The sequence below is a fragment of the Caulobacter sp. DWR1-3-2b1 genome (genome assembly GCF_049895765.1).
In the GTDB taxonomy this organism is placed as follows: Bacteria; Pseudomonadota; Alphaproteobacteria; order Caulobacterales; family Caulobacteraceae; genus Caulobacter.
In genome coordinates this window covers 26,201-46,230 of record NZ_JAFCSZ010000022.1, presented here as the reverse complement: position 1 = coordinate 46,230, position 20,030 = coordinate 26,201, and the positions used below count along the sequence as shown (strand labels likewise).

Here is a 20,030-nt window from a genome sequence, read left to right as displayed (position 1 = left end):
GCTCTTAGCCGAGTACGTTTTCCAGCGCCATGGCCGCGTCGATGAACTTCTGAAGCAGCGGCATGCTCACGCCCTCGCGGACCACCACCGCGAAGGTCGCCGCCAGCGAGAAGATCAGAGCCGTCTCGACCGCCGATCCGCCGACCTCGTCGCCCGCGAAGCCTCGATCGCGGTGAGCCCGCTTGCCGCCGATCTTCATGCTGACTGTCCCACAATGGCAAACCACTGGGGGGCGAGCCGCAAGAAGGGCGCCGCGGCTGCAATCGCGCTCCCGGCATCAGATAGAGCCGCAAAGGCTCTATCGCCCCAGGCGGGCCAGCAGGTCGTCGCGATAGGTTCGGCTGGCGACCAGCTCGGCGCCGCTCTCCAGCGTAAGGCGCCAGGAGCCGTCCGACAGCGACTGCGTCTCGCGCACGCGGGCCAGATTGACCAGGGTCGAGCGATGGCTGCGGGCGAAGACCGCAGGATCCAGCCGCGCCTCCAGGGCCTGCAAGGTCTCGCGGATCAGGCCCTCCCGCTCGCCCCCCTCCCCTTGCCCCCAATGGACCACGACATAGTTGCCGGCCGCCGCGAACCATTCGACCTGGGCCAGGTCCACCGGCGTGCGGCGCGAGCCGTTGGAGACCATCAGGCGCTCGGCCGGAGCGACCTGGCGGGCAAGAGCCCCTCGGGCTGTCTCCAACGCTGTTTCCAGGTCGTCGGCGCGGGCCTGAACCTCGACCGCCTTCTGCCGATGGGCGGCAGCCAGACCGGCGGCGGCGATGGCGGTGTAGAGCAGGATCGAGACGGGCAGCCGCCCGACGGCGCGCCCCAGCGCCTCGCCCCAGCCGCCGCCCGCCCCTCTGAACGCCATGTCCGTCCAGGCCGCCGCAAGGGACTCCAGCGGGACGAGAAGAATGGCGGCGAGGGTCAGAACGGCCACGCCCCGCCCGCCGGCTCCAAAACGCCGCAGCATGGCCCAAACCAGGCCGGCGAAGGGCAGCCACAGGGCGTAGCTGGCGCCCTGCCAGCTCACCGACTCGACGAAGCTCATCGGCGCCCCCGCCGCGCGGGCGGCCCGCCGCGCGAACCAGGCGGCGCTGAGCGTGGTGGCCACATAGCTGTAGACGCTGAACGCCCACACCCAGGCGGAGGTCGACGCGCGCTTCAAGCGGTCGCGAAGCTGGCGCGGCGCCGCCGCGCGTGCGTCAGCACCCAGATCAGGGCCAGAGGCTGGAAGAAGAGGGTCGGCCAGAGCTGGCTCCAGGGGGTCGGCAGGAAGGTCAGAAAATTGCCCGAGAAAGCGCTCATCACCGCCCCGTAGGCGCTCAGCATCTTCACAAGATGCTCGTAGGTCCAGAGGTCCGGAAAGAAAGGCCACGCGGTCGGCCGCAGAAAGCGCCAGAGGTCCCAGCCGCCATAGGTCAGGGCGCCATAGACCAGGGCCGCTGAGACGGCGGGACTGGGACCCGCCTTGCCCAGCAGGATCAGGGCCAGCAGCCACAGGCCGACGCCGACCACGGTCAGGGTCAGCAGCCAGTCGATCAGTCTCGCCCGGTCGGCGCGGCGCAGGTCGGGCCGCTTGCGTTTCAGCACCCGCACGCCGGAGAAGACGGTGATCGACGCCGTCGCGGTCAGGGCCGCGAAATAGGCGCTGAAGTGCAAGGCCGTCATCACCCAGGCGCAGGCCAGCATTACCCCCATCAGGCTGGCGAAGATCCATCCGGAGGTGCGATACAGCCGCGAGCCCTTGCGGGTGACAATGGGCAGGAAGCCTGCGGCGACGGCGACGAGGCCGCAGGTGATGTGGAGGGCGAGGGTGGGCTGAAAGATCATGCAGCGCTGATGGCTGCTCTCAGGCCGTATCGCCAGGTATCCGGGACGAAGCGCGGCCCTTGGGGACGACAAGCTTGTCCTCCCGGTCGCAGCGAAGCGGAGCGCCGGGAAGGACAAGGTTTTGGGTAGGAAGGGCTGGAGCCTAGCCCTTTCCCATCACGTCCTGGATCTTGAGGATCGCCGGACCCAGGATCACGACGAACAGCACCGGCAGGAAGAACAGGATCATCGGCACGGTCAACTGGGCGGGCAAGGCGGCGGCCTTCTTCTCTGCCGCAGAAAGACGCAGGTCGCGATTTTCCTTGGCCATGACGCGCAGCGCCGAGCCCAGCGGCGTGCCGTAGCGCTCGGCCTGGATCATGGCAGTGGCCACCGAGCGGATGCCGGGATGGTTGGTGCGGCGGGCCAGGCCTTCATAGGCCAGGCGCCGGTCGGGCAGGTAGGACAGCTCAGCGGTCAGCAGCGACAGTTCCTCGGCCAGTTCCATCGAGCTGGAGCCGACCTCGGCGCCGACCTTCTGGATGGCCGCCTCGATAGACATGCCGCTCTCGACGCAGATCAGCAGCAGATCGAGCGAGTCCGGGAAGGCCGCCACGATGGACTCGCGGCGCTTGGTGGCGATGTTGCTGATATAGACATTGGGCGCGTAGTAGCCGATGGCCAGGGCCGCCACGCAGGCGCACATCTTCTGCATGCCCAGCAGGCCGAAATCGTTGATCAGGTAGATGTAGACGGCCGTCACCACGGCAAAGACGAACGGCATCACGAAGCGGAAGAAATAGAAGGTCGAGACCGGCTGCGGTCCTCGGAAACCGGCCTGGGCCAGCTTGTCGACGACCTTCGGGTCTTCCAGCAGCTTGGACAACTGCAGCCGGTCGACGATATTCTTGTACAGGCCCTCGTCTGTGTGACGCAGGGTGCTGGTCCCGCCTTTCTGGGCGATGGCCTCACGCGAGCGGCGCCGCAGTTCTTCGCGACGGTTGGCCACCGACTTCAGGCGGCCTTCCAGGCCCCGGTCGCTCATGGCGGGCGCGGCCAGGGTGATGATGGTGGCGAACACCACGATGGCGATGAAGCCGGTCAGCAGGTTGCTGGGATCGGTCAGGATGGCGACGATGTTCATGTCAGCGCCCTCCCCCTAGAACAACTGATAACCGATCTTCCCGGCGAAGGTCGGGACCCAGATCGAGCCCAGGGCGTCAATCGACTGAAGCGAGGCAGACCGCGCGTCATCCCCAGTCGCTCAGGTTGAAACTGGGTCCCGGCTTTCGCCGGGGAGAGCGGAGTGTGGGTGTTCTGGAGAGTCACTGAATCATCTCCTCTAGAACTTGAAGTTGATCATCTTGCGCATCACGAAGATGCCCATGCTCATCCAGAGGCCGCCGGCCAGAAGCATCAGGTGTCCGCGCGGGTCGGTGAACAGAGGCTGCATGTAGGCCGGCGAGGTCACGGTGATCAGGACCACCACGCCCGGCGGCAGGGCGCCGATGATGACGGCCGAGGCCACGGCTTCGGCCGACAGGGCCTTGATCTTCTCGTGCATCAGCTTGCGGGCCCGCAGCACGGTCGACAGGTTGCCCAGGGCTTCGGCCAGGTTGCCGCCGGTCTTGGCCTGGATCGACAGCACGATGGCGAAGAAGCGCAGCTCGTTGGTCGGCATGCGCTCGTACATGCGCTCCAGGGCGTCGGACATCGGCATGCCCATGCCGACGTTCTCGGTCAGCACGCGAAACTCGCCGGCCAGGGGCTCGGGGCATTCCTTGCCGATGATCTTCAGACAGTCATGGACCGGCAAGCCCGACTTGATGCCGCGCACGATGATATCGATGGCGTCGGAAAAGGCCTCGGTGAACTTCTTGGTGCGGGCCTTGGCCAGCACGCCGACGACCCAGCGCGGCAGGCCAAAACCGGCCGCGAAGGCTCCGCCCAGGGCGATCAGCGGATGCTGGCGCAGGATGAGGACAACCAGGCCAACGCAAAGGCCCAGCACGCCGCTGATGATCCAGAACATCTGAACCTTTTCGCCCAGGCCGGCAGCGCGCAGGCGCGCTGCGATGCTGAGCGTGGCCTTCTTCTGCCTGCGGTCCTGCTCTTTCAGCGTCTTCAGGATCTGCTTGCGGCGAGCGTCCGGCGTGTTGGCCACGGCCTTGGCGCGGGCCCCCGCTTCACGCGGACCGCCACCGACGATCGCCTGGGCGCGCTTGGCCGTGCGGGCCGCGTTCGGGTCGCCGCCAGCGAAGGCGAAGCCCAGACCCGCTATGGTGATGAAGCCCAGAACGCCGGCGATCACGAACAGCATCGGCTACTCCGCCGCGTCGAGGGCTTCGGCCAGCTCGCGTTCCAGACCGTAATAACGGGCGCGGTCCCAGAAGCGGGGCCGGGCGATGCCGGTCGAGCGGTGCTTGCCGATCACCTTGCCGTCGGCGTCCTCGCCTGTGATCTCGTAGACGAACAGGTCCTGGGTGACGATCACGTCGCCTTCCAGACCCACCACTTCGGTGATGTGAGTGATGCGACGACTGCCGTCGCGCAGACGGGCGGCCTGGATGACGACGTCGACCGAACCGACGATCATCTCCTTGATGGTCTTGGAGGGCAGGCCGTACCCGCCCATGGTGATCATGCTCTCGATCCGGCTGATGGCTTCGCGCGGGCTGTTGGCGTGCAGCGTGCCCATCGAGCCGTCGTGGCCGGTGTTCATGGCCTGCAGCAGGTCGAAGGCCTCCGGCCCCCGGACTTCGCCGACAATGATCCGTTCGGGGCGCATCCGAAGGCAGTTCTTGACCAGATCGCGCATGGTCACCGCGCCCTGGCCTTCCAGGTTGGGCGGCCGGGTTTCCAGACGCACCACGTGTGGCTGCTGCAGCTGCAGTTCGGCGGCGTCCTCGCAAGTCACCACCCGCTCGGTCGGGTCGATGAAGGCGGTCAGGGTGTTGAGCAGGGTGGTCTTGCCCGAGCCCGTACCGCCGGAAATGACGATGTTGCAGCGGCAGGCCCCGATCACGCCCAGAACCCGCGCCCCTTCCGGGCTGATCGACGCGTAGTCGACCAGGTTCTTCATCGTCAGCTTGTCCTTCTTGAACTTCCGGATGGTCAGGGTGGGACCGTCCAGAGCAAGCGGGGGCGCGATGACGTTGACACGAGAGCCGTCGGGCAGACGGGCGTCGCAGATCGGTGAACTTTCATCGACCCGGCGGCCGACCTGGCTAACGATGCGTTGGCAGATGTTCATCAGCTGAAGATTGTCGCGGAAGCGCACATTGGTCAGCTGGACCTTGCCGCCGACTTCGATGAATACCCGGTGGGCGCCATTAACCATGATGTCGGCGATGTCGTCGCGAGCCAGCAGGGGCTCCAGCGGGCCATAACCGAGAACGTCGTTGATGATGTCCTGGACCAAGTGCTCCTGCTCGGAGACCGACATCGAGACGTTCTTGATCGCGACCAGTTCGGCGACGATGTCCCTGATCTCTTCGGCCGCCGCCTTCAGGTCCAGCTGGGCCAGTTGGCTCAGATCAATGGTGTTGAGCAGTGCGTTGAAGATCGTGGTCTTGGTGGCGTGGTAGTAGTCGCTCTGCTCACGGACGATCGTGGTCGTGGCTGGAGCCCCCTGCGCGGCGCGCAGCTGCTCCAGACCCGGCGTCGACTTGGGCGCAGCCACCTTGGAAGAAGGCGCGGCGCGTTCCTGGGCCGGATCGACCCGCTGCGGGCGCGTGGCGATCGCAGAGCCGTCAGCCGGGGCCGGAGGCGGCGCCTGCCGGTCGGCAGGAGTGTTCTGATCGCGCTTGCCGAACATCCGTCGCTATTTCTTCCTGAACAGACCAGACAGCATCGAGGCCTTCTGAACCTGCGGCGGTTCGCGACGGCTGATCAGCTGGGCCAGGTGGTCGATACCCTCGGCCGCCTTGGACTTGGGCGCGACCTCTCCAACCATCTGGCCGTTATTGGCGGCCAGACCGAAGGACTTGGGATCGAAGGGCAGGACGAGCGACGGCGTGACGCCCAAGGCCTCGCCGAAATCCTTCACCGGGATTTCTGGACGGCCGGGGACGCCCACCTGATTGAGCACCAGGCGCGGCGGAGCGTCGTTGGGACGGGCCTGACGGACCATGTCGACGATGTTCTTGGCGTTACGCAGCGAGGCCAGGTCCGGCGTGGCGACCACGACCAGATCGTCCGAGCCGATCAGCACCTTGCGCGTCCAGGCCGCCCAGCTGTGCGGCAGGTCCAGCACCACGAAGGGCGCGGCGCCGCGGATTTTCTGGGTGACCTCTTCATAGGCGTCGGCGCTGATGTCGTAGTCCTGATCCAAGCTGGCCGGGGCTGCGAACAGCGACAGGCGGTCTCCGCAACGGACCATCATGCGGTCCATCAGCACGGGGTCGAGGCGCTCGGGCTGGGTGAGCGCGTCGATGACGCCCTGCAGCGGGTCCTGGTTGAAGTCGAGGCCGGCGGTGCCGAACGGCAGGTCCAGGTCGACGATCACCGTGGCGGTCTGCATGCGCTCGGCCATCGACCAGGCGAAATTGTGGGCCAGGGTCGAGGCCCCTACCCCGCCCTTGGCGCCGACGAAGGCCACCTGGCGACCGACGAAGGGCGCCGACGGATCGGCGTACAGACCGGAGACCGCGCGGATCACCTGCAGAGGGCCCAGCGGCTGGGTCAGATACTCGCTGACCCCGCGCCGCATCAGCTCGCGATAGAGGGCGATGTCGTTGGTTTGGCCGATCACCACGACCTTGGTGCCCGGGTCGCAGACCTGGGCCAGGGCGTCGAGGAGATGCAGCAGGCGCTGGGCGCCGTCATGACTTTCCACCAGCACCAGCGAGGGCGTCGACTGGTTCTGGTAGAGCTCGACAGCGGCGTCGAGGCCACCAACGCGGACCAGGGTCGAGGCACGCGCCATCCGGCGGTCGGCGGCGGCCAGCTCGATCAGGGCCGAGGTCTCGGGTCGCACGCAGAAGGCGTGGATGGTGATGCGCGGCACCGCCATTTCGCCCAAAGCGGCGTCGCTGCCGATCAGGCCGTCATGCGAGGTGTGAACCGACGGGTCGGGCGTCGGCGCCGGCGCCGGTTCGGCGGCGGGCGCTCGCTCAACCTCGGGCCGCAGCGCGGGGGGAGGAACGGGTTGTGGCGCGGCGGCGCGCGCTGGCGCCGCTGCCTGGGCTTGGGCCTGACGTGCGGCGGCGGGCGCCGCGAACGGGTCCAGGGCGGGCGAGGGCCGCTCGTCGCGCGGCCGGGCCGGCGGGAAGTCGGCGAACGGGTCGTCCAGTCCGCCCATGGCCGGCGTCAGGGCCGGAGCAGAGGAGCGCCAGGGATCGGAGCCGGCCGAGGTGAACTCGTCGGTCGCCTCGAACCCCAGGTCGAACGGGTCATGTTCCGAAGGAGGTCGCGCCATCAGTTGATCGCCTTCGAGATGGCGCCATTGGCCTGGTCATCCTTGGCCGAAGCTGTGGCCTGGCCCTGGCGGTACTTGCCCAGCACCACGTCGCGGCGGCCCGCGTCGATGGGCGTGGAGTCGCGCGGCCGGATCAGGTCCTCGGGATTGGCGATCTGGGCGGCCAGGTTGGCGGCCATCGAGCAGCCGAAATTGCCGTAGGCTTCGTTCTTGCGGGTGGCGGTGATGTTCTCCCAGGCGCCGCAGGTCGGCCCCTGGGCGGTGAAGACCTCGAAGCCGACGCGCAGCGGCGCGGCGGGGTCGCCGGCGCCGTCATAGCCGACTACCCGCACGTAGGACGCGGGCGCGCCATAAAAGGTCAGGCGTTCGCGAACCTGGACCGCCATCCCGCCAGCGGCGGAAGGGTTGCCGCCGCCGATGGGGGCGCTGACCACGATCTCGCGCGCCTGGGCGGACAGCCAGCGGCTGACCAGGGCCGACAGCGCCTGGTCCTGATTGGCCGAGACGCCGGTGGCGTGAACGGCCAGCTGGATTTCATCGGCGCGGCCATCGACCTTGATCTGGTCGCGCCACTTCTCGGTTTCGGTGCGCGCTACAGGGGCGGCGACAGGCGGTTCGCCACGGACGCTGGCGCAGGCCGACAGGCCGAGCAAGGCGGCGCCGATCAGACCGGCCTGAAGGATGAGTTTCACGGGTTGGCTGCTCATGTCCGCGTCCTCACTCGATCACATAACCGACGGGGCCCTGGTAGGCGCGCCCCGTATTGGCGCCGACTGGCGCATTGACCACCTTGTTGAGCCGGCCCAGCAGGGCCGTGCTCATGTCGCTGGCGAACCGCAGGCCATCGGCCGGGGTCTGCAGATTCTGCGGGCGGGTCGGATCGACAATGTAGGGGGTGATGATGATCACCAGCTCGGTCTCGCCGTTCAGATAGTCGCGCGACCGGAACAGCGCGCCCAACACCGGCATGTTGGTCATGCCCGGGATCGCGTCGATGGTTTCCTTGGTCGTCTGCTGCAGCAGGCCGGCGATCATCAGCGAGCCGCCCGAAGGCAGCTCGACCGTGGTCTCCGCCCGGCGGACCGTCAGACCCGGCACGGTCAAAGTTCTCGACCCGGCCCCGCTCGAGACCGAATAGGCGCCCAGGCTGGAAAGCTCGGACACTTCGGTCGACAGCTTCAGCGAGATGCGGCCGCCCGACAGCACGACGGGCGTGTAGCCCAGCCCTACGCCATAGGGCTTGAACTCGATGGTGACCTTGCCGGTGACGTCCTGGCCGGTGGGCACAGGGAACTCGCCGCCCGCCAGGAACTTGCCCGACTCGCCCGACAGCACGGTCAGGTTCGGCTCGGCCAGGGTGCGGATCAGGCCCACGCGCTCGAACGCCTGGATCATGCCCTTGGCCTTGTTCAGGCCCGCGCTGCCAGCCGTATCGGCGATCGTGGCGGTGTCGCCGTTGCCGTAGACGCTGTTGTCGCGCACCACCTGGAGACATTTGGCGGCATCAGGCAAGGCGACATTACACGGCACCTGCAGCACTGGCTGCTTGGTGGTGTCTGTCGAATAGCCGCTGGTAACACCGCCCAGCAGCGAGCCGTTGACGCCAAAGGTCGGCGACAGGCCAAAGCTGTACTGGGCCTCTCCCAGCTGGCCGAGCACCGCATTCAGGTCGACGCCAAGCTGCTTGATGATATTGCGCTGAACCTCGACGATACGCACTTCCAGCATCACCTGGTCTTTGCCGGCAATGCTGAGCATGTTCAGCACCTTTTCCGGCGAGGACACGAACTGGGCGGCGATCCGCGAGGCCTTCTCGGAGTCGGCGGCGTTCATGACCATGCCGCTTAGAATGACGCTGTCCTTCAGCGGCACGACCTGGACGGTGCCGCCGGGCAGCACATTGCGCAGGGTGGTCGACAGCAGGCTGATGTCCTGGGCGACGCGGATGTTCAGTTGCAGGATCTTGCGGCCAGCGGTGTCGAAGAACACCGCGTCGGTCGAGCCCGAAGCCAGGCCCAGCACATAGATCCGGCGCGGGCTGCGCAGCACGGCGTCGGCCACCAGCGGATTGGTGACCAGCATGTCGCGCACGTCGACCGGCAGTTCGATGATCGCCGACTTGCCCAGCGGCAGATCCAGCACGCGGGCGCCGGCGCCGGCGGTCAGGTCGATGCTCAGCACCTGCTCGGGAGCGGGCGCCGACATCGGCGCGACCGCGACGGGACGCGCGGGGCGGACGATCCGGGGGGCGGGACGGTAGGTATGCGAGCCGCCGACCGGGCCGTCGGCCAGCACCGGGGCCGCCGAGGTCAACGCCAGAAGCGCGGCGAGGTGTGCGGTGAAAAGGCGACGGATCATGGGAGAGCGGCTCATGGGCGCACCGGAATGTTGGTGGTCTGGCCCCCGCGGTTGATGCGGATGACCGCTTCCTCATGGACCTTGTGCTCGACCCGACCGACCGCTCCCGAGGGGCCGCCCAGATCAGTGTAGGCGCGGAGAGCCAGGGTCACCGGGCCGGTCGCCTTGGCCCGCGTCAGGGCTTCGGCGTCGGCGGGGGCGACCTCGATGGTGGCGGTGGCCGCGACGATTGATTTGGCGTCCTTCTCGGCGGCGGTGCTCTGGTCGAGCGCCAGCACGCGAACGTTCTGCAGGATGGTCTCGGCGATCAGCACCTTGTCGGAGCCGCCATCGCTGCTGCCGGAGGCCTCGCGGGTCTGCAGCACGTCGACACGGTCGCCGGGCAGGATGAAGCCGCCGACCGCGGTCTCGGAGGTGACGGGCACCGACATGGCGCGCTTGCCGGGCGACAGCACGACCGACAGATAGCCGCCGTCGCCGCCGCGGACGATCTTGCGGGGGGTGATGGGTTCGCCGGTCAGGATCGGGTCGCGAACGATCGCGCCCTCGACGGCCTTGGCCGGATCGACGCCGCCGATCATGTCGCTGGCGGCGTTGGCGACGGCAGCCTTGGCCTTGGCCGCGCCTTCCGGCTTGGGCAAGGCGGCGCCATTGGTGATGAAGGCGGCGTTGACGGCCTCGGTTGGCCAGGCCTGCCAGGTGACATCCTCACCAGTCAGCCGCGTGCCGATGGTCAGGTCGCGCTTGGCGACCAGGACCTGGGTCATGGGCCTGCTTGAGGCTGGCGCGGCGATCGCTGTTGCGACGGCGGGCTTTCCGCCCAGAGCGCGCTGCATCACCACGGCCAGGCCGATGGCCGACACGGCGGCGACCAGAACGATCAGGAGGCGAACAGGATTCATTGCGCGGTCACTGGCTTTCGCGACGGGAAGCGAGGTTTCGCGAGCAACTGCCCTTCAGGACGGCGCGCACGATTCGTCAGACAGCCTTTCTGGCCAGCTTCATCGTCGCCGGTGCATGGTTAACACCGGCTGAAGTTTTGGCTCCGTGAGTCGATATGCCCGCTGTGACAGGCTGACGCGGGACTCGCCAAACCACTCGGGATCAACCCAAAATGGCAGAAGCCAAGGCGCCTTGCGGGAAGGTCGCCAGAGCGCCGACCGCGATGGCGACGCCATAGGGAATGTCGCCGCCCTGAGCGCCCAGCTTGCGCAGCCAGGACGGGCTCCCGGCCAGCACCGGCTCCAGCCAGCCCGAGCGCAGGGCCAGGATGGTCATGGTCAGGGCGCCGCCCGCCAGGCCGGTGGACAACATGAACGGAAAGGCGGCCGGCCAGCCGATCCACAGGGCCGAGGCCGCGAACAGCTTGGCGTCGCCGCCGCCGATCCATCCGGCCGCAAACATGCCCATTCCGAGGAACAGCGCGCCCAGACCCGTCGCCAGGCAGAGACCGATGACCGGCAGGGACGCCCCGCTGAAGGCCGCAGCCGGCGCGAAGGCAGCGATCAGGCCAAGAGAGATCCAGTTGGGAATGGTGTAGCTGGTGGCGTCCTTCAGCGCGGCCACGATGACCAGGGCCGGAAAGATCAGCAGCAGCGGGATCTGGATAGCATGCATCGCAAAGCGCCTTGTTGACCGCTCCATTCTGGGACGATCAGGTGAAGCAATGGTTTCCTAAACAGACGTCGCCCGAGCCGAGCGACGGTATCCAGGCAAAGAAAAAGGGCCGAGACCGAAGTCTCGACCCTCTTTTTTCGAGGCGGAAGCTAGTCTTAGCTGGCCGCGTTGGCTGCGCTGACTACGCCACCGGTCTTGACGAAGGTAGCCTTCAGGCCGGTGCCGAGCGTGGTGACGGCGGTCACGATCACGACGGCGATCAGGGCGACGATCAGGCCATATTCGATGGCCGTGGCGCCGGATTCGTCGTTCAGGAAGCGGGTGAAGAACTTCGACATGACTTGATCTCCAAAATCATCGTTGGTTAATGTTGAGGTCTTCAAGCCGTGTCGACTTGCTCACCCCCGAAAACACGATCAATTTCACCCAGCTCGCTTAATGGCCAGTAAACGTCTGAATAGTTTTCGAGAGTTTTCTGTTGGTTTATTTAAATTTACCATTACTCGTTCTTAACCGTACAACACAAAATCGCCTCTAAAGCCTTTTGAATCAACAATTTTCCCAATGGTCAAGTTGTCGCGGGAAATCCGGGTTTAGTCTTTTGTTGACCATTCAAAGTCAGTCTGCAGACGCTCGGACATCGAACTGGAACCGTCATGCGCCGCCTGTCGCTCGCTCTCGCCGCCATCTTGGCCCTCACGGCCGCCACCGCCCACGCCCAAAGCCTGGCCGTTCCCGCCGGCGAGGCCGTGCGCATCGCTCTTGACGGCGCGGTGCGCGACGTCGTGGTGGGCGATCCGCTGGTGGCCGACGTCAGCGTCATCAACGAGCGCACTCTGATCATCATGGGCAAGCGTCCGGGCATCACCACCGTGATGGCGTTCGATGGCGCCGGCCGCTCCCTTGCAGATCGCCAGGTGCAGGTCTCCGATAACGGCGCCGCGATCACCATCTATCGCGGCAACGCCAATGTCGGGAACTATGCCTGCGGCGTGCAGTGCACCCGCATCCCCCTCACCTCGGGCGCCGGCGTTCCGTAGAAGACGCGCCCATGCGCTCAAGCGCACTCCTAAACGACTGATTAGGGGCGTTCGGCCTAGGATGCCTCGACCGCCCAACCCGGCGGCGTCGAAAACGGACCCCAAGCGTCATGGCGCACGTCGCCCGACCTCGCATCAAACGCCGCGCTGGCCTGCTGGCCAAGGCCCGAGCCAGAGCCCGCGCAAGACTGTTCGCGCGCGCCCGCCACGGCGCGGTGACGGTGGAGTTCGCCTTCGTCTCGATCCCTTTCCTGCTGCTGATCTTCGCGATCATCGAGCTTGGCCTGGTGTTCCTGCTCTCGGTGACCCTTGAGAACGCCGTGTACGACGTCGGCCGGACCATCCGCACCGGCGAGGTCCAGATAGCCGGTCGCACCGCCGCCACCTTCAAGAGCGCTGTTTGCACCGAGATGGGCTGGCTTGGCTCGACCTGCAACGGCGCCTTGAGCGTGGACGTGCGCACCTTCACCGGTTTCACGGCTTCCGGCTCGGCGCTGATCGCCGCCAAGCCCAACAACACCTGCTGGGATCCAGGCGGTCCAGGCTCGATCGTCATGGTCCGCGCCTATTATAACTGGCCCCTGATAACCCCGCTGCTGCAGACCGGCCTGCAGACCGCGAGCGGCAAGCGCATGGTCATGGCGGCGACGGCCTTCGCCAACGAGCCCTATTCCGACACTCCGGCGGCGCCAGTCACATGCCCGACCTGATCCCAAGCCCTCCCCGCCACGCACCTCGTCACCGGGGCTTGTCCGGCTTCTGGCGCGACCGCCGCGGTGTTTCGGCTGTGGAGTTCGCCCTGATCGCGCCGGTTATGCTGATCTTCTACTGCGGCCTGGCCGAGCTGACCCAGGCCATGATGGCCCAGCGTCGTTTGAGCAACATCGCCTCATCGATCGGCGATCTGGTGGCCCAGAGCCCCCAACTGAGCGATGCGCGTCTGAATGACATCTTCGCGATCGGCGCCTCCGTCATGGCCCCGTTCCCGACCGCCACCTTGCGCATGTGCCTGGTCAGCGTCTCGTCCGACGCCACGGGCAAGGACACCGTCGACTGGTCCGAGAACAAGAACAGCCATGCAAATTGCCCGGCCAAGGGCGCGGTGCTGGGCGCCGCCGTGGTGCCGGTCGGCGTGCTTCCCGCCAGCCACAGCGTGATCATGGCCAAGGCCAGCTACGGCTACAACTCGCCCATCAAGTTCATCCTGCCCTCGACCCTGAACTTCTACCGCACCTTCTATCTGCGGCCCCGCAAGTCCGAAATAGTGGTGCGGGTCAGCTAGAGCCCTTTCCGACCTGATGGCTTCATCAGGGTCTGGCGAAAAGGGCTCTAAATCAAAAGTTTAGAGCATTTTTCGATCCGATAACCGTTTCACACTTATCGGAAAATGCTCTAGGAATCTTCTCCGCCGCTATGCAAGGGAGGAGAAGACCGCCCTTAGCCGCTCGGTCAGCGGATGCGGCGCGAAGATCCGCTCGTGGAGCCGCGAGACCGGCCGCACACCGATCAGGCTGTTGGTGAGGAAGATCCCGTCGGCGCCCGCCAGTCGCGCGCCATCGGCGGCGATCACCAGCGCTTCGATTTCCCATGACCGCGCGGCTGCCAGCACGCGCGCCCGGGTGATCCCGGCCAGTACGCCGCAGTCCAGGGCCGGGGTCAGCAGCCGGTCGCCCTCGATCCAGAACAGGTTTGCCGCCGCCGCGCAGGCGATGTGGCCCGCATTGTTCAGCATCACCGCCTCGTCCGCCCCCGCCACCCTGGCCTCGGCCCGCGCCAAGACGTTGTCGAGATAGGCCAGGGTCTTCAGTCGCGAAGCCGGCGAGCCCTCGTTGCGACGGGTTTGGGCGACGATCAGGGTCGCGGGCGTTTCGATGGGCGCTGAGAGAGCCACGGTGACCCTGAAGCGCGGCTCGATCTCGATCGGACGATCCAGGCCGCGCCCGCCAGAGCCGGCCGTCAGGGTCAGGCGCACGGCGGCCCGCCCCGCGGCCGGCGGCGCGGCCAGACACAGCGCTCGCGCGGCCCCGCGATCCAGATCCGGCAGGCCCAGCACCGCGCAGCCGGCGGCCAAGCGGTCCAGATGCGCCTCGATCGCCGGGATCGCGCCGTCCAGCGCCAGCATGGTCTCGAATAGCCCGTCGCCCAGCAGCAGGCCGCGATCGTCCAGGGGGATCATTGGGCAGCCTCCGTCATGGCTTCAGTGAGGGCGCGCTTCAAGGCGGCGATCTTGGCCTCGGTTTCCAGACGCTCGGTGTGCGGATCGCTGTCGGCGACGATGCCCGCCCCGGCCCGGGCTTCAAGCGCCCATCCGTCACCGTCGCGCACCAGACCCACCGTGCGGATCAGCACGCTGGAATCGAAGCTGCCATCGAACCCGGCCCAGAACAGCGAGCCGCAATAGGGGCCGCGCGGCGGCTCCAGTTGCGAGATGAGCTTCATGGCCTGGACCTTGGGCGCGCCGGTGATCGAGCCCGGCGGAAAGCTGGCCCGCAGCAGATCGGCCACGCTCAGGCCCGGCGCCAGCCGCGCCGTCACCGTCGAGACCAGGTGGTGCACATTGACGAAGGTCTCGATCCGAAAAAGCTCCGGGACCTTGACGCTGCCTGGCGGACTGACCCGGGCCAGGTCGTTGCGCATCAGGTCGACAATCATCAGATTCTCGGCCCGGTCCTTGGCGCTGGCCAACAGCTCGGAGGTCATCAGGGCGTCCTCGGCCGGCGTCGCGCCGCGCCGCCGCGTGCCCTTGATCGGCTTGGTCTCGATAGCGCCGTCGAGCACCTTCAGGAACCGCTCGGGCGAGTTAGAGACCAGCGCCCTGCCCTCCAGCCGCCAATAGGCCGAAAACGGCGCCGGGCTCTGGCCGCGCAGGCGGGTGAAGAGGTCGAACGGATCGGCGCCGTCCGCCAGCCGCCCGGTCCAGGCGCGGGCGATATTGGCCTGGAAGATCTCCCCGTCATGGATGCGCGCCACCACCTCGGCGACGGCGACCTCATAGGCTTCGCCGTCGGTGGCGGTCAGGGCGTGGCATAGCCGCCCCTCAACGGTTGGTCGCCCGTCGACAGGGATGTCCAACCAAGCCAGGGCCGCCCGGGCGCGCGCCTGGGCCTCGCCGTCGGTATTGCCCCGCCCGACGGCGACAACGCGGCGCTCCTGATGATCGAAAGCCAGCAAGGCGGCATAGCGGGCGCAGGTCAGGTCGGGCCAGTCGGTGCGGGAAAGCCCCAGGCGCTCGACCCGATCGCCGAGTTCATAGGTTCCCAGACCGATGACCCCGCCCTGAAACGGCGGACCATCTGGATCATTAGGCAGCCGCGGTTCGACTAGCGCAGCCAGCGCCTGGAACGGGTCACGCGGGTCGGCGGCGTCTATCGTCAGCACCGCCTCGGGCGCGCGCAGCAGATAGGACCACCGCTCGCCGCCGCCCGACAGCAGGGCGCAGACGTGCGGCTCGTCCCGAAACGGCTGCAAGGCCCACACCGGCTCGCGCCAGGGGGCGGATAGGAGAGCGACGCGGCGCATGGTCGGGGTTGATACTCCCGCCCGCGCCGCGCCGCCATGCCTCAGGCTTCCCGACCGCCGCCCTTCACAAAGAACAGCCCCAGCGTGCCTACCAACAGCAGGCCTACGATCGGCAGGAAGCCCGCCACCTGGCTCTGGAATATCCGGGTCGCCAGGGCCACCAGCAGCGAGCCCAGCCACACCGTCGCCGTGCCCGACAGGGCGAACAGACCAAAGAAGGCGGCGATGCGGTCGGGCGGGGCCAGGCGCACCAGCAGGGTGCGGCTCGACGCATATTGCGCCGTAACGAACACGGCGATCAGCAGGCCAAGGCCCAGATAGATCAGCTCCGGCAAGGTGCGAAACAGCGGCCCGTTCCAGACCGGGCCATGGGCGGCGGCGTCATAGCTCCAGAAATAGAGGATCTTGTCGCGGCCCATGCCCAGCGTGCCGATCAGCACGATGAGGCAGCCAAAAATCTCCAGCTGCACCGCCCGGCGTGGCCCCAGGGTCTTGTCCAGCCACGGCGCCAGGAACCCGCCCAGCACGCCGAAGATCGAAAGGGAAATGCCATAGGCCAGCATCTCCAGCTCGCCCCAGCCCATCAGCCCGGCCGCGAACAGTCCGCCGAACACCAGCAGCGCCGTCATGCCGTCGCAATAGAGCATCCGCGCGCCCAGGAACGTGGCGACATCCTTGTGGCCCTTCAGGTTTCTGAAGGTGTCGACCAGCAGCCGCGCGCCATGGCGCAGGCTGGCGATCATGGTCAGGCCGGTGCGCGGCGCATCGCGCGTCCACAGGAAGAACGGGATAGCGCCCAGCACCATGACCAGGGCCGCCAGCGGCGCCGAGAGCCGGCTGGGCTCGTGCGCGTCGGTCGGCATGCCAAACAGCGGCGCGGCCGGGATGCCGGGCCAGAGCACCGCGCCGGGCAGCACGAAGCCCCACAGCATGAAGATCAGCACGACCACGGACAGGAAATTGGCCAGAGCGTAGCCCAGCCCAGACACCAGCGGCTCTTGCCCCGGCTCGCAGGCGCGGGCCAGCAGCGAATTGTTGAGCACGTCGCCCCAATTGTAGGCCACCCCCAGCGCGATCAGGATCACGCCGACCACTCCGACCGACAGACCGCCGGCCGGGGTCGCGAACCACAAGGCCAGCAACAGCGGGACCATCAGGGCCAGCACGCCCAGCAGGAACGGCTTGCGCGGTCCGTAGCGTTCGATGGAGGCGCCCAGCAGCGGCGCGGTGGCGGCGGTGATCAGGCCATAGGCAGTGGCGATGTCTGCCATGGCCGCCTGGCCCTTGACCGGGTCGCCGATCAGCACGCGCGAGAAATACGGCGCGAAGATGTAGATGGTGATCAGGATCACATAGGGGTCGCGGGCGCCCTGATGCAGGATCCAGCTGAGCGCGCTCTTCGACAGGCCAGCCGGTTTGCCGCCCGCTGGCGCGCCCGTAACGTCACTCATGCCCTACCCCGGTCTGGGCGCCGTCTGATGCGGACGCTTGAGGGAGCGTGGCGGTTAAACGAGCGTTTGTCACGACTGACTTTAGAGCAGGATATGCGCCCGCACGGCCTCGCGGGTGTCGGCGTCCAGACCAACCGCCTGCTCCAGATAGCCGTCCAGCGAGCCGTGCTGGTCCTTCATCGCCGCGAAGGCGGCGGCCAGGTACTGAGCCTCGACGCCCATGGCGGCGCGCACGGCCGCTTCGGTCGGAGTGCGGCCGGTCAGTTCCTGAATGACAGCCATGAACCTGACGCCGCGCCGCTCGAAGCGGGTCGGGTCGTTGGTCAGCAGATAGTCGTCGATGACATCGTCGTCCGACACCCCGGCGACGTGATGGGTCAAGGCCGCGAGGATGCCTGTGCGGTCCTTGCCGGCGGCGCAGTGGATCAGGACGGGCCCGCGGGCCTGCGCTAGCGCCTTGAAATAGCGCGAGAACAGGTCGAGATGGCGCTCCTTGAACGGCGCCCGCTGGTAGTACTCGACCATGTAATCCTGGATCGAACCCAGCGAGAGGTCCGAGCCCTTCAGGAACTCGTGCCACGGATCGGGACCGGTCACGCCCAGCTCGTTGTCGATCACCCGGGCCGCAAAGCCGTCCCAGCGCCGCGACGGCGACCGCTCGCGCTCATTGGGACGGCGCAGGTCGACCAGGGTGACGATGTTTAGGGCCGCCAGGGCGGCGAGGTCCTCGTCAGTGGCCTCGGCCTGGTGAGCGGCGCGAAACAACACCCCCCGCTTCAACCGGCCCAGACCAGCGGCGTAGTCGCCATAGTCGCGGAGGTTCTCGACGCCTTGGAGAGGGATGTGCCGGGTCATGGGCGAGGTGTTAGCGCGCCGGGGAGGCGCTGGCGAGTGGTCCCGGTGATGACCGATCGAGGAGGAGAAGAAGGACGGTCGCACCAGTTGCTGAAGACCCCGGACGGCTGGAAGATCGTCAACAAGGTTTTCGACGCGAAACCCAGGCCCAAGCCCTGAAAGCCAAGGCCGGAAAGGCGCGGGCGCGGGGGTGCGTCCCCGCGCCCCTTGACTTCGCACCTGCAACAAACGATATGGGGTCTGCGCCAAAAGGCGCTATCGGTGCTCCAGCCGCGTGAGGGACCATTCCAGGTCCAGCCTGTCGAGCGCCCTGAAACGTCCATAGACCGCCCGGGCCACGCGGGGCGCTCCCCAACCGACCCGTCCCATGGACGAGCCGCGCGAGGACCGCGCGCGCCGTCATGCGGCAATGTCTGAAAGACAGCCAACTTGACTCAATTTACCGACCTTGGCCTGGCCAAGCCGCTCCTCAAGGCTTTGACCGACAAGGGCTACACCACCCCCACCCCGATCCAGGCGCAAGCCATTCCGACCGTGCTGTCGGGCCGCGACCTGCTGGGTATCGCCCAGACCGGCACCGGCAAGACCGCCGCCTTCGCCCTGCCGATCCTGCAACGCCTGGCCGAAGACAAGAAGCCGGCCCCGCGCCGCGGCTTCCGCTGCCTGGTCCTCTCGCCGACCCGCGAGCTTGCGACCCAGATCGCCGAAAGCTTCCGTGACTACGGCAAGCACATGGGGTTGAGTGTCGCCACCATCTTCGGCGGCGTGAAGTATGGCCCGCAGATGAAGGCCCTGGCGGCCGGCGTCGACGTGGTCGTGGCCACCCCGGGTCGCCTGATGGACCACCTGGGCGAGAAGTCCGCTCACCTGAACGGCGTCGAGATCTTCGTGCTCGACGAAGCCGACCAGATGCTGGACCTGGGCTTCGTGGTGCCGATCCGCAAGATCGCCAGCCAGTTGCCCAAGGAGCGCCAGAACCTGTTCTTCTCGGCCACCATGCCGTCGGAGATCGGCAAGCTGGCCGGCGAACTGCTGAGGAATCCGGCTCAGGTGGCGATCACCCCGTCGGCCACTACGGTCGAACGTATCAACCAGTCGCTGATCTTCATCGAAGCCCAGCGCAAGCGTCCCCTGCTGGCCGAACTGCTGGCCGACAGCGCGGTTGAGCGCTCCATCGTCTTCACCCGCACCAAGCGCGGCGCCGACCGGGTGGCCAAGTATCTGGTCGCCAGCGGCATCGAAGCGGCCGCCATCCACGGCGACAAGACCCAAGGCCAGCGTGAACGGGCTCTGGCCGCCTTCAAGGCCGGTCAGGTCAAGGCGCTGATCGCCACCGACATCGCGGCGCGCGGCATCGACGTCAACGACGTCAGCCACGTCTTCAACTTCGAGCTGCCCAACGTGCCGGAGTCCTACGTCCACCGCATCGGCCGGACGGCTCGCAAGGGCAAGGACGGCATCGCCATCAGCTTCTGCGCCGATGACGAACGCACCCTGCTGCGCGACATTCAGAAGGCCACCCGCCAGACGATCCCGACCTTCGACCGTCGTAACGACAAGAGCTTGGCCGCCGCCGCCGCTGTCGCCGACAAGCTGGCCCCGCCGGAGAAGTACGTCGATCCGCGTCGCGCCGACCCGCGCAACAACGTGCCCTCGGAACTGCGTCGCCAACGCAATCGCCCCGCGCGCAGCGGAGAGCAGGCCAAGAGCCCGGGCCAGGGCCAGGGTCGCGGCCGCAATGGCCCCTCGAACGCCGCAGCCAAGCCGGCCGGCGGCGACTATCGCGGTCCCAAGCGCAGCAGCGCCGCGGCGCCCGCCGAAAAGCGCTGGAACCCGATCGACTGATCCTCAAAATGGGTACGCCCACTTGAGACACGTCTTATCATGTGATTGAATTGACGGCCGTTTTCACCCGAGAGGTGAAAGCGGCCGTTTTTTCGTCTGTTAAGGTGTCTGAAGCCCGCGATGGGTGTATCC

19 protein-coding genes and 1 pseudogene are annotated in these 20,030 nt (G+C 67.1%); 4 read left to right on the top strand and 16 right to left on the bottom strand.

The annotated features are described in order from the left end of the window. Window positions 1-4: 4 nt before the first annotated feature. The 12 genes and pseudogenes from ACP69S_RS16825 to ACP69S_RS16770 form a co-directional block, all read right to left on the bottom strand. Entirely contained in the window at window positions 5-199 is a 195-nt protein-coding gene (locus ACP69S_RS16825; protein ID WP_425999175.1) for a hypothetical protein, read from the bottom strand. 99 nt (window positions 200-298) lie between these two features. Then, window positions 299-1,150 carry a LytR/AlgR family response regulator transcription factor gene (locus tag ACP69S_RS16820; protein ID WP_425999173.1) on the bottom strand — a complete coding sequence of 284 codons (852 nt, stop codon included), beginning with the start codon at window positions 1,148-1,150 and terminating at the stop codon, window positions 299-301. Beyond that, window positions 1,147-1,815 (bottom strand): hypothetical protein, encoded by a 669-nt coding sequence (locus ACP69S_RS16815; RefSeq protein ID WP_425999171.1) that lies wholly within the window; start codon window positions 1,813-1,815, stop codon window positions 1,147-1,149. Before ACP69S_RS16815 ends, ACP69S_RS16820 begins: the two co-directional genes overlap by 4 nt. A 142-nt stretch (window positions 1,816-1,957) precedes the next feature. Further along, window positions 1,958-2,999 (bottom strand): annotated as a pseudogene (locus ACP69S_RS16810) (type II secretion system F family protein). Window positions 3,000-3,136: 137 nt separating this feature from the next. Then, window positions 3,137-4,114, bottom strand: a complete 978-nt coding sequence (locus ACP69S_RS16805) for a type II secretion system F family protein (RefSeq protein ID WP_425999169.1) — start codon at window positions 4,112-4,114, stop codon at window positions 3,137-3,139. A gap of 3 nt (window positions 4,115-4,117) precedes the next feature. Beyond that, window positions 4,118-5,611, bottom strand: coding sequence for a CpaF family protein (locus tag ACP69S_RS16800; protein WP_425999167.1), 1,494 nt, complete (start codon window positions 5,609-5,611; stop codon window positions 4,118-4,120). A gap of 6 nt (window positions 5,612-5,617) precedes the next feature. Further along, window positions 5,618-7,213, bottom strand: coding sequence for an AAA family ATPase (locus ACP69S_RS16795; RefSeq protein ID WP_425999165.1), 1,596 nt, complete (start codon window positions 7,211-7,213; stop codon window positions 5,618-5,620). Continuing rightward, on the bottom strand, window positions 7,213-7,920 hold the full coding sequence (locus ACP69S_RS16790; RefSeq protein WP_425999163.1) for a CpaD family pilus assembly protein: 708 nt from the start codon (window positions 7,918-7,920) through the stop codon (window positions 7,213-7,215). Before ACP69S_RS16790 ends, ACP69S_RS16795 begins: the two co-directional genes overlap by 1 nt. A 10-nt stretch (window positions 7,921-7,930) precedes the next feature. Continuing rightward, window positions 7,931-9,571 (bottom strand): type II and III secretion system protein family protein, encoded by a 1,641-nt coding sequence (locus ACP69S_RS16785; protein WP_425999161.1) that lies wholly within the window; start codon window positions 9,569-9,571, stop codon window positions 7,931-7,933. 11 nt (window positions 9,572-9,582) lie between these two features. Next, window positions 9,583-10,473, bottom strand: a complete 891-nt coding sequence (cpaB, locus tag ACP69S_RS16780) for a Flp pilus assembly protein CpaB (RefSeq protein WP_425999159.1) — start codon at window positions 10,471-10,473, stop codon at window positions 9,583-9,585. 202 nt (window positions 10,474-10,675) lie between these two features. Continuing rightward, window positions 10,676-11,188: an A24 family peptidase gene (locus tag ACP69S_RS16775; RefSeq protein WP_425999157.1), complete on the bottom strand. Its 513-nt coding sequence runs from the start codon at window positions 11,186-11,188 to the stop codon at window positions 10,676-10,678. Between the two features lie 155 nt (window positions 11,189-11,343). After that, the gene (locus ACP69S_RS16770; protein WP_425999155.1) at window positions 11,344-11,526 is read right to left on the bottom strand and encodes a Flp family type IVb pilin; all 183 of its coding nucleotides are present in this window, start codon (window positions 11,524-11,526) and stop codon (window positions 11,344-11,346) included. A gap of 318 nt (window positions 11,527-11,844) precedes the next feature. Between ACP69S_RS16770 and ACP69S_RS16765 the strand changes: the two genes are divergently transcribed. The 3 genes from ACP69S_RS16765 (at window position 11,845) to ACP69S_RS16755 (ending at window position 13,510) form a co-directional block, all read left to right on the top strand. After that, entirely contained in the window at window positions 11,845-12,228 is a 384-nt protein-coding gene (locus tag ACP69S_RS16765) for a pilus assembly protein N-terminal domain-containing protein (RefSeq protein ID WP_425999153.1), read from the top strand. A 110-nt stretch (window positions 12,229-12,338) separates the two neighbouring features. Next, complete coding sequence (locus tag ACP69S_RS16760) at window positions 12,339-12,938, top strand: TadE/TadG family type IV pilus assembly protein (RefSeq protein WP_425999151.1); 600 nt, start codon at window positions 12,339-12,341, stop codon at window positions 12,936-12,938. Then, window positions 12,926-13,510: a TadE/TadG family type IV pilus assembly protein gene (locus tag ACP69S_RS16755; protein WP_425999149.1), complete on the top strand. Its 585-nt coding sequence runs from the start codon at window positions 12,926-12,928 to the stop codon at window positions 13,508-13,510. Before ACP69S_RS16760 ends, ACP69S_RS16755 begins: the two co-directional genes overlap by 13 nt. A 129-nt stretch (window positions 13,511-13,639) precedes the next feature. Here ACP69S_RS16755 and ACP69S_RS16750 read toward each other — a convergent pair whose 3' ends face one another. From ACP69S_RS16750 to ACP69S_RS16735, 4 genes are all read right to left on the bottom strand, one after another. Then, window positions 13,640-14,404, bottom strand: a complete 765-nt coding sequence (locus ACP69S_RS16750) for an aminotransferase class IV (RefSeq protein ID WP_425999147.1) — start codon at window positions 14,402-14,404, stop codon at window positions 13,640-13,642. Next, window positions 14,401-15,747, bottom strand: coding sequence for an aminodeoxychorismate synthase, component I (gene pabB / locus ACP69S_RS16745; RefSeq protein ID WP_425999145.1), 1,347 nt, complete (start codon window positions 15,745-15,747; stop codon window positions 14,401-14,403). The genes ACP69S_RS16750 and pabB overlap by 4 nt, the downstream gene beginning before the upstream one ends. Window positions 15,748-15,788: 41 nt before the next feature. Continuing rightward, on the bottom strand, window positions 15,789-17,198 hold the full coding sequence (locus ACP69S_RS16740; RefSeq protein ID WP_425999143.1) for an MFS transporter: 1,410 nt from the start codon (window positions 17,196-17,198) through the stop codon (window positions 15,789-15,791). An 81-nt stretch (window positions 17,199-17,279) separates the two neighbouring features. Beyond that, complete coding sequence (locus ACP69S_RS16735) at window positions 17,280-18,053, bottom strand: tyrosine-protein phosphatase (protein ID WP_425999141.1); 774 nt, start codon at window positions 18,051-18,053, stop codon at window positions 17,280-17,282. 429 nt (window positions 18,054-18,482) lie between these two features. Between ACP69S_RS16735 and ACP69S_RS16730 the strand changes: the two genes are divergently transcribed. Continuing rightward, a complete protein-coding gene (locus tag ACP69S_RS16730) occupies window positions 18,483-19,898 on the top strand; it encodes a DEAD/DEAH box helicase (protein ID WP_425999139.1) in 1,416 nt (471 codons plus the stop codon). Window positions 19,899-20,030: the final 132 nt, after the last annotated feature.